This is a genomic window from Halococcus morrhuae DSM 1307 (genome assembly GCF_000336695.1).
GTDB classification, from domain to species: Archaea; Halobacteriota; Halobacteria; order Halobacteriales; family Halococcaceae; genus Halococcus; species Halococcus morrhuae.
Window position 1 is genome coordinate 1 of sequence record NZ_AOMC01000025.1, and the last position, 8,684, is coordinate 8,684.

At 57.6% G+C, this 8,684-nt stretch carries 10 protein-coding genes and 1 pseudogene; 3 read left to right on the top strand and 8 right to left on the bottom strand.

The genetic code is table 11. From position 1 onward, the window contains the following. The first annotated feature begins 309 nt into the window (after nucleotides 1-309). Complete coding sequence (locus C448_RS01365; RefSeq protein ID WP_049916009.1) at nucleotides 310-1,206, top strand: mechanosensitive ion channel family protein; 897 nt, start codon at nucleotides 310-312, stop codon at nucleotides 1,204-1,206. A gap of 141 nt (nucleotides 1,207-1,347) precedes the next feature. Here the strand turns inward: C448_RS01365 and tbsP are convergent, their stop codons facing one another. From tbsP to C448_RS01380, 3 genes are all read right to left on the bottom strand, one after another. Beyond that, complete coding sequence (gene tbsP, locus C448_RS01370; RefSeq protein ID WP_049916010.1) at nucleotides 1,348-2,181, bottom strand: transcriptional regulator TbsP; 834 nt, start codon at nucleotides 2,179-2,181, stop codon at nucleotides 1,348-1,350. Between the two features lie 157 nt (nucleotides 2,182-2,338). Continuing rightward, nucleotides 2,339-3,148 carry an RPA family protein gene (locus C448_RS01375; protein WP_004051335.1) on the bottom strand — a complete coding sequence of 270 codons (810 nt, stop codon included), beginning with the start codon at nucleotides 3,146-3,148 and terminating at the stop codon, nucleotides 2,339-2,341. Then, complete coding sequence (locus tag C448_RS01380; protein WP_004051336.1) at nucleotides 3,149-4,195, bottom strand: replication factor A; 1,047 nt, start codon at nucleotides 4,193-4,195, stop codon at nucleotides 3,149-3,151. A 218-nt stretch (nucleotides 4,196-4,413) separates the two neighbouring features. On the opposite strand from C448_RS01380, the gene C448_RS01385 reads away from it, so the two are divergent. Further along, a complete protein-coding gene (locus tag C448_RS01385; RefSeq protein ID WP_049916011.1) occupies nucleotides 4,414-4,788 on the top strand; it encodes a DUF7475 family protein in 375 nt (124 codons plus the stop codon). Nucleotides 4,789-4,856: 68 nt separating this feature from the next. On the opposite strand, the gene C448_RS01390 is transcribed toward C448_RS01385, so the two are convergent. The 5 genes and pseudogenes from C448_RS01390 to C448_RS01410 form a co-directional block, all read right to left on the bottom strand. After that, entirely contained in the window at nucleotides 4,857-5,873 is a 1,017-nt protein-coding gene (locus C448_RS01390; RefSeq protein ID WP_004051338.1) for a hypothetical protein, read from the bottom strand. 828 nt (nucleotides 5,874-6,701) lie between these two features. After that, a pseudogene (locus tag C448_RS17010) lies at nucleotides 6,702-7,074 on the bottom strand (non-histone chromosomal MC1 family protein). Beyond that, entirely contained in the window at nucleotides 6,977-7,210 is a 234-nt protein-coding gene (locus tag C448_RS15290; RefSeq protein ID WP_080503135.1) for a non-histone chromosomal MC1 family protein, read from the bottom strand. The pseudogene C448_RS17010 and the gene C448_RS15290 overlap by 98 nt, the downstream one beginning before the upstream one ends. Nucleotides 7,211-7,308: 98 nt before the next feature. Further along, nucleotides 7,309-7,746, bottom strand: a complete 438-nt coding sequence (locus tag C448_RS01405; protein ID WP_004051342.1) for a TRAM domain-containing protein — start codon at nucleotides 7,744-7,746, stop codon at nucleotides 7,309-7,311. A gap of 95 nt (nucleotides 7,747-7,841) precedes the next feature. Further along, nucleotides 7,842-8,123, bottom strand: coding sequence for a PadR family transcriptional regulator (locus C448_RS01410; protein WP_004051343.1), 282 nt, complete (start codon nucleotides 8,121-8,123; stop codon nucleotides 7,842-7,844). Nucleotides 8,124-8,365: 242 nt separating this feature from the next. Here C448_RS01410 and C448_RS17135 point away from each other — a divergent pair, with 242 nt between their 5' ends. Continuing rightward, nucleotides 8,366-8,521, top strand: coding sequence for a DUF7563 family protein (locus C448_RS17135; protein WP_425311116.1), 156 nt, complete (start codon nucleotides 8,366-8,368; stop codon nucleotides 8,519-8,521). The last annotated feature ends 163 nt before the right edge of the window (nucleotides 8,522-8,684 follow it).

Here is an 8,684-nt window from a genome sequence, read left to right on the forward strand (position 1 = left end):
CGGCTGAGCTTGTGCAGTCTACATACCTGTTCCAGTGCCCCTCACAGCGGCCTCGCTCGCCGTGGCTTTATCAACTTAGAACGCAACAGATTGAACCCCCGGTACACCCGCTTCATCATACCGGGGGAACGTGGAGATGGGTGTCGTGTTCGATCTTCATCCTCACGTTTCTGACGATCCTACTCTACACGCCCTACAGGCACGAGAGGATGTCAAATCTTATGAGAGTGTAGCCAAAGCACGATGGAATCCTCCGACCAAGAGCCACAACTTTAATTGGTGCTTCATCTGTCTGAATACCTGCATACAATGATACCGATGCAACAAGGGTTTTCACTCAACCCACAATCCCTGCTCAACCAGTTCGGTCCCGCACTTGTCAGTGCGGCCGTGAAAATCGTCCTGTTCGTCGTCGCGTTCGTCATCATCTACTACGTCGGGAAAGCTGTCATCATCCGGGCGTTGAAAGCCGTGCTCGATACTCGTGGTGTCGACGAAACGCTTGCGGGGTTAGCGGTGAGTATCACGGTCGCTCTCATCGGCGTGCTTGCGATTGTGATAGCGGCGACGATCGCAGGCGCTGGTGTCGTACTTACGGCGTTTGCGACGCTTCTCGGTGCACTCTCGCTCGCTGTTGGGTTTGCTGCACAGGACCTCATCGCCAACTTCGTCGCGGGCATTTTCATCATCCAAGACGAACCATTCACAATCGGTGATTGGATCGAGTGGGATGACAATGAGGGCGTTGTCGAAGAGATCCAACTCCGTGTCACGAAGCTCAACACGTTCGATAACGAGGAAGTCACTGTTCCGAACAGCGACCTCGCTGACGCTGTCGTGACCAATCCGACAGGAAACAACGAACTCAGAGTGGCGATCGACTTCGGCATCGAGTACGACGATGATATCGAGGAGGCCAGAGCGGCTATCATCGAGGAAGCACGAAACCTCGACGGTACCCTCCCTGACCCCGCACCATCTGCGCCCGTAACGAGCCTCGGCGACTCCGCAGTCGTGCTCTCGGGGCGACTCTGGATCAACCCGAACAAGACCAGCTACAAACCAGTCGCTACTGAGTTCACCGAAACGGTCAAGAAACGCTTCGACGCTGAGGGCATCGGCATGCCGTATCCCTACACCGAACTTACCGGCAGTGTCGATGTCGAAAACACCGACGGAACAGGAGTCACACCGGCGAACGACTAACCACAGTCGTTTCAGTCGGTGGCTCGTGTCTTCTCGAAGAGTACCTCACTGTCCAGAATCCCTGCGTGACCCGCCTACGGTATCTAATATCCCTGTTCTCACCTCCTCTCTCCTCCGAATAGCTTCTCGATCGGTCTCTGATTAGGCCGGGGCCGCCGAGAGCAAGTCACGAGCCACATTCGCCAGCTCTTCAGCCTCGGCTTCGCGGAGCCGCTCCTCACCCAGCAGGAGACGCAACCGCGGCCGTCCCACGTCGATCGGCACCTTCTCCGTCTCGAGCAGTCCCTGTTCTTCGAAGTGAGTTTTCGTCCGTGAGAACGTTGCCTTGCTCGCGACACCCACATCCTCACCCCACTTCGAAATATCGTAGAGCAACTGCTCGTGTTTGGCCGCTACCAACAGACTCAGCCCCACCTCGTCCAGTTCACCGCCATCGTCCATGTCCTCGACCGATTCCAGCACCGTCCGAAAGTCCGACTCCATCGCCGAGTTGAACTCCTCACCGAGTGAGTCCAGCACTCGCGAGTACACCGGCGTTCGCAGATCGAATGCCTCGCCATCGTCCCAGACACCACTCCAGCGCTCGCGAACCGCTGCGACGAACTCCTCGTCATCGGTCACCAGCGCCGCACTGTGCTCGTCATCCGGGATGAGCAACGAGACGACCGTCTCCTCCGTCACCAGCAGTGTCCTATCCAATCGCTCAGTAGCGGCTCGCAGTTCCAGCGTCTCCGCTTCGAGCAACTCCGCCGCTGTGCTCGCCAGCACGAAATCATCGCGCAGCCATTTCAGTACGCCTTCCCGAACGAGCAAGCGCACGTTCGGCGGCTCCTCGCTCTCGGCAAGTATCTTGACGAGTTCGCCTGTCGACTCTTCGTCGAAACCCACTGCAATGACCTCACCACTCTCTTCAGTAAGGATCGTCCGAAGATTCTCAGCAATCGATGGTCCCACGTGCTCCGAGGTGATTGTCATAGAGTGGCCGTAGTTGTTGAAGTCACATCTATCTTTTGGTCATATTAATGATTGCCCATGTAAATGAATACGTCAGAGACACACAGACGACTATTTCTGGACTACACTTGGAGACACCCCAGACGGTGTCGAGCCGCCGACGAAGCCTACTCCTCCTTCAGTCGTATTCGCCGAGTCCAGTATCCTCGGACGACTCCTCAACGTCTGAAGCATCGTCAGAACTGCTTTCCTCGCTCTCGGCGCTTTCGTCGGTTCCGACGCTCTCTTCGCTCTCAGGAGGAGTGTATTCGTCCTCTTCGATCGGGTCGGTATCGCTGGCGAGTGGGCCGCTCCCCGAAGCGTCCGATTCTGCCTCGCTTGTGGCCGCACTCGTAGAGCCATCGGTGGCATCGAGACTTTCCAGCGCTTCGATGGCTGCCTCACGATACGGGCTGAGCCGCTCACCGTACTCGTCGCGTGCCATCTGCGCGTAATCGTTGATCTCCGCGTCGAACGCTTGGAGGCGTTCGATGGTCTGATCGGCGGTCTCGACTACCCAGCGATCCCGGGTCGCTTCATCCACTTGGGTGATCGACTCCGGCCGCACGGCGACGTTCGTGTCACCGTCGTCAGTCTCGTAGCTGCGGGGTTTTCCGACTACCGCCACATACGTGGGCGTCTCGATCTGCCGCAGCGCGCTCGCCGCCTCTGGCTGATACTGGCCCGCGTAGACGTAGAACGTCCCCGTCGGATCGACCACGCGCCCCTGCCAGTATTCCGAGTCCGATCCAACATCGTTCGTCTCGGTCAGCGTGCCCGCGAAAAACAGCCGGTTGACACGGTCACCCGTCGGGAGCAACGTATAGTTCGGTGCGAGTTCATCCTCGGACTCTTTGAACGTGTACGATGCGTCGTTGAACTCCCGGGCGAACAGTCGCTTGGCGACCTCCCGTCCCGTCGACTCGCCCGCGTCTGAGTTTGTGCTCATCTACAGCGACCTCGCTGTGATCAGCACTTCCTCAGAGTCCATGCGCGCACCAAGCTGTTCGAACTCGTCGGCCAGCACGTATCGCCCGAGTTCAGGCCCGTTGATTCGGTAATACTGCCCGAGAACGTCATCACTGATATCATCCGCAACGACCGTGGTATCTAACGCGTCCATCGCGCGCTCTTTCGCCTCCGCAAGTGTGATCCCTGTCAGTTCCTCGGTCATCTCTTCATTGAAGATCACCTCGTGGACCACGTTACCGTTGTCGAGGACACCCTTGATCCGAAGGTCGAACTCACCATCGACTTCGCCGTGCTCGGAACACCGCCCGTTCTGGAGCACGCGCGTGCAGTCCTCGTTGGGACAGCGTTTGNCGTTACCGTTGTCGAGGACACCCTTGATCCGAAGGTCGAACTCACCATCGACTTCGCCGTGCTCGGAACACCGCCCGTTCTGGAGCACGCGCGTGCAGTCCTCGTTGGGACAGCGTTTGATCAGCCCGCTCCCACTCTGGATATCGACCAGCGCACCCTCAACCTCCGTGGTGTTGTCACCGACTTCAATCTCCTCGTCGACTTCCTCGATAGTGGTGGTCCGGTTGAGTTTTACCGAGAATTGGCCCTGATACTCGTCGGTGACGACGTTTCCGAGCTGGTACACTGCGCCCTCTTCGAGCGTGGGCAGGTCGGATTTCGCCCACGAGGTGAACTTGATCCGGCCGGTTTCGTCGCCCACGAGGCCGACCTGGGCGATCGAATCACTCCGTGGCTCCCACAGTTCAACCACTTTCGCGGTGATGTCGATCCATTCTTCAGCTGCGTTGACACTGCCGATCTCGCGCTGTTCGTTTGCGTCACCCACCGATTCCGGATCGGCATCGGTTTCGTCGTAGTAGCTGCTGGTGACGCTACGGCGCGCTTCGTCGATAGGCACCTGATACTCGTTGACGAGCGTGTCGAGGCGCTCTTCGACCTCCTCGACGGTGATCTCCATCTGGTCGGCGAATTGCTCGTGGATCTCTTCGGCATGTGAATGTACATCGGGCATGGTCTTTTCCTGCCTCCGCGTGTGTTCGATGGGAGACACGCCCAGTTGACGTTTCCCAGATAAAAAGACGCGGAAAGGACAGTGGAAGTGAATTCAGACCGAGACTCTTAGCCAGTAGTGAATGCATCTCACCCTCAATGAAGGTGTGAAGTACCGAATAGAGTGAGGGAATCACTGACTATCAGTAGTTATTTGTGCGCTTGATACGGTGAGAACATATGGCCAGCCAATCTACTGGGACTGCCAGTTCGCAGTCGCTGGTGAGCCTTCCAACGAATAGTATCGCCTACGTGGCGCTTCTCGGAGCGCTCGTCTCGGCAGTAATTCATCTGTACCTCGCGCCGAGCATACTGGCATTCAGCCAGACATCCGGGATTCTGTTCTATCTCAACGGCGTCGGGTGGCTCGCCGGAATTCTCGTCTTCGTCAGCCGATTCTGGCGGCGTGAATTCTACCTCGTTGCGGCCGCGTATGCGATCATAACCGTCATCGCGTTTTTCGTGATGAGTGGTGATCTGTCGGGACTGGCTCTCCCGTCCAAGGCAGCTGAGATCGTCGTGGCAGCCGTTTCGCTCTATCTCTATCCATCTTAGCCACTTGTCGAGTGCTATAGCGATACACCACGCGTTCGCCGGTGGACCCGATCAGGCGAACAGACGCCTCAGCCGCTTTCGGCCTGCTCGCCGAACGTGCTGGCTGGCGAGAACTCGGTCAGCTCCTCGATCTCCTGTTCCAACCGCTCGACTTCCTGGCGCAGGACATCCGCTTCGGGATCGTCACTCACCGCCAGCCGATCTTTGAGCCCCTGCAAGCGCGTCTCCTTACGTTCTTCATCCACCTCGGCTTTGCGCACGTACTCGCTCTCGGAAACATCGTAGACGATCGATTCGGGAACGGAGACGACATCCAGTGCCTCCTCGACTTTCGAGCGGTCAACGCTGACGAGTTGCTCGCGATCGATACCGGTCTCGGCGAACGCATCAAGCACTTCCTCGTTATCCTTGAGCGAACGATTCCGGCGTGTCGTCCGCTGGACCGACCCGTACTGACCATGCACTGGCCGGTCGTGCCCAACGCGCTCTAAGAGCATATCGGACACGTCCTGTCGCAGGTCGTTGGCATTGCGCTGGACGTCCGAGAGCAGCGTGTAGAGATTGACCAGCACGGGCGTCTCGACGCTTTCGAGAGCGCTCATGTCCTCACGTTCAAGCGCGTCGATCAACAGCAGCATATCCGAATACACGTCGATCTCGGGCTCTTCGCGCTCGCTATCCTGTTCGTCGTCCGCGCCTGCACTCATCGATAGGTGTGGCGCACCATCCAGTACGGCGCTTTCGTCTGCCTCATCGAGTTCGGTCAGCGTGCTCTCGCGTTCATCAAGTACGTAGCGCGGATGAAGTGCGAGCACCGCCGCATACGGTTCAGCTTTCGATGGGAGGCGGTCAAGTTCGAAACCATCGATAGCCTCGCGTGTGTGCTCGGCGAGCGCCTCGAACTGCTCGCGTTGCAGCGGTTGTGAATCAGCCGAATCGACATCCTCAATGATGATTCGCTGATTCTTGACATCGGTAATCCGAAAGCGTCGCGATGCCAACGGCGTGATCAATGTCGCCTCTTCGGGCAGTTGTTCACACCGCTCGATCAGCGTGCCCCACGTCGCGCCGAACGGAATCGCCATAGACACCACTCAGAACGTCACTGGCTAAAGAGTCGTGGGCGACACACCGGATTTCGAGTGAAAACCCCGGCTCTCTGGCGCGGTTCACCTCTCACACCACGTCGCTGTGGGCAGGCACGGGACGGGCGGAACGAAGCAGCTCCTCACAGTTCAAGAACCGATTTCATAGGACGCGATCTCGGTTGACCCGCATCCCGGGCAGGAATCGGCCTCCGGCTCGACGTTCGCACCGCAGTGACGGCACTCAACGACCGACTCCTCTGTCGTCCGGGAAAGTATCCGTCTGAGCATCTGTATCATGAAAGGGAAGGAGCGTGTGACACGCTTGTTCGAGGTCCGGACCCGTTCCGTCCCTCGATATTCAGCTATCCACCGGACGATGATAGAAGCTGTCCAAGCGGGCTGAAAGTGAAATCCCGACAGAGACGACCTGCTGGCTGTGTCCCAGCGAGTTACCACTCACTCGTCGGTCGGTGTGATTCGGACGGTCTCATCGACGTAGTAGATATGGCCACGGCTTTCGAGTTCGGTCAGCGCTGCTTGGGCGTCGGCTTCTCCAAAGTGCTCGTCGGCCTGAATCACTTCGAGAGCCTCGTCTTTCGNACGGCTTTCGAGTTCGGTCAGCGCTGCTTGGGCGTCGGCTTCTCCAAAGTGCTCGTCGGCCTGAATCACTTCGAGAGCCTCGTCTTTCGGAAGATCCTCGCCAGACCCACCGGCAGCTTCGGTCAGCAGCGTGAGCGTGTCTTCGGCGAACGGTGATATCCGTCGCCCTTCATCCATGCACGTTGTTTCAACTGGCTGTATATGAATCTGTATCAGGCCCTCGAACTACAGCTCGTCGAGGTGCTCGATGCCCTCTTTCGAGACGTTCGCTTGAGTGATCGTCTCGGGCATCCAGTCGGGTTTGTCCTCGGGTGCTTGTTCGCGCCACGCCCACCCTTCGTAGATGTGGAGTTTCTTCGTTCCTTTCTCCCGCAAGCGAAAGCTCTCTCGGCTCNTTGTCCTCGGGTGCTTGTTCGCGCCACGCCCACCCTTCGTAGATGTGGAGTTTCTTCGTTCCTTTCTCCCGCAAGCGAAAGCTCTCTCGGCTCGCTTGGGCTTCGCTATCGGCTGGGTCGAGTCGCCGAGCGATTTTGAGTGCCGCCTGTCGTGGCGTCTGTCCGGTGAAAACGCTCGTTTCCTCGCCGCTCTCCTCGCGCAGTGTGAAATTTTGCTCTGTTGNGCCGAGCGATTTTGAGTGCCGCCTGTCGTGGCGTCTGTCCGGTGAAAACGCTCGTTTCCTCGCCGCTCTCCTCGCGCAGTGTGAAATTTCGAGGGTCGTCTGACGTGCTGGCCATGAGTTGTTCCAAGCGAACACAGTACAGACACAGTGATAAATGTACCTGCGTCAGGTGGTTTCTCTCGACAAATACTGCCCGCTTCGGTTGAAAGAGAGTTATTGATCGTCAGATGTCTCGCCCTGATCTCGGCCTGATCGAACCTCTGCGAACGCGACGTTCTCGCGGACTTCTGTGATCTCGACGGTCACTTCGTCGCCGGGACGCGCTCCCGGGACGATCAGCACGTATCCACGATCGGTTTTTGCTATCCCATCACCCTGATCGCCCAGCGATTCGATGGTCACCTCGCGGATCGCTCCCTGAGACACTGGTGGCTTCGAAGTCGCTGAGGCTGCCGAATTCGTCGATGGGTCCTGCTGGTCGTCGCTTCCCGCGGGCGCTGCATCCTCGAGGATCACCACTCGATAGGTCTCGCCAGCCGTAATCGCTCCCACGTCGAGCTCCTCCTTTGGCACCTCAACCGTGTAGGAATCGCCCGCCTCGGTGACTGAACCCGTGAACAGACACGCCAGTCGGTCGGGGATCTCGACCATTAGACGTGCTCACCGCCGTCACTGATCAGTGATATTCCCGAGGAGTTGCTTCCGAAAGCGCACGGCCGAGGAACTGGAACACTACGCATGGGCTATCAGATCTCCGGTGAGACGTATTGGTCTTCCCACTCGCGGCGGGCCTCGATCTCTCGATGACCTCGTTGCGTCACCTGATAGTAGTTCGTCCGCCGGTCGAGCTGGCCCTTTTCGATCAACCCTTTCTCAACGAGCGTATCGAGATTCGGATAGAGCCGTCCGTGGTGGATTTGGCTCTCGTAATACTGTTCGAGTTCGTCTTTGAGCGCAAGACCATGCGGTTCGTCCTTGCTGGAAGCAACGTACAGCAGATCCCGCTGGAAGCCAGTCAGATCATACATATCTCATATCTCGAAGGTGGTTATTCTAGCAGTAAAATATACCGATAGACGGATAACGAATGAGTTATCCAGCACGATTCATTCTCCAAACCCGTCGAAAACTGCGTGAAGGAGGCATTGTACACGTGGAATCCAGAAACCACACACCTCACCACGCTCTCCCAGCGTCTCGAATGGTCGTCCGCAACGCAGATTTCGAATGTAGCGATAGAGTGAAGTTCCGAGGGTCAGCGGACTCTACTATGCCTGACTGTCTGAATTGTGGAGAATTCGTCACCGAGCAGTACGTGCGTGTGTTTGCTCCGACTGGGATGGACACGGTGCGCGTCTGCCCGAACTGTCCCGGCATGGTTCGAGAAGGAAACGATGTTCGCGAGGCGAAAGCATCTCGACAGTAACCGCTGGCTGGGTAGTTCAGCAGAGATCTGTTGATGAACTCTGCAGCGACAATTCATGTTCTACGACTCTGACAGACCCTACCAAGTCTGGTGTTGTTGAGAGGGAAGACAAGGCCGTTACAGCTAGTTAGCTGATACGTGTTGCGGCCGGGAACGATACTAT

What these genes read in the sequence shown, in the direction of transcription:
- C448_RS01385 (WP_049916011.1), top strand. Translation starts at nt 4,414, where the DNA reads ATGGCCAGCCAATCTACTGGGACTGCCAGTTCGCAGTCGCTGGTGAGC.
- tbsP (WP_049916010.1), bottom strand. Translation starts at nt 2,181, where the DNA reads ATGACAATCACCTCGGAGCACGTGGGACCATCGATTGCTGAGAATCTT.
- C448_RS01410 (WP_004051343.1), bottom strand. Translation starts at nt 8,123, where the DNA reads ATGTATGATCTGACTGGCTTCCAGCGGGATCTGCTGTACGTTGCTTCC.
- C448_RS01405 (WP_004051342.1), bottom strand. Translation starts at nt 7,746, where the DNA reads ATGGTCGAGATCCCCGACCGACTGGCGTGTCTGTTCACGGGTTCAGTC.
- C448_RS01365 (WP_049916009.1), top strand. Translation starts at nt 310, where the DNA reads ATGATACCGATGCAACAAGGGTTTTCACTCAACCCACAATCCCTGCTC.
- C448_RS01390 (WP_004051338.1), bottom strand. Translation starts at nt 5,873, where the DNA reads ATGGCGATTCCGTTCGGCGCGACGTGGGGCACGCTGATCGAGCGGTGT.
- C448_RS17135 (WP_425311116.1), top strand. Translation starts at nt 8,366, where the DNA reads ATGCCTGACTGTCTGAATTGTGGAGAATTCGTCACCGAGCAGTACGTG.
- C448_RS01375 (WP_004051335.1), bottom strand. Translation starts at nt 3,148, where the DNA reads ATGAGCACAAACTCAGACGCGGGCGAGTCGACGGGACGGGAGGTCGCC.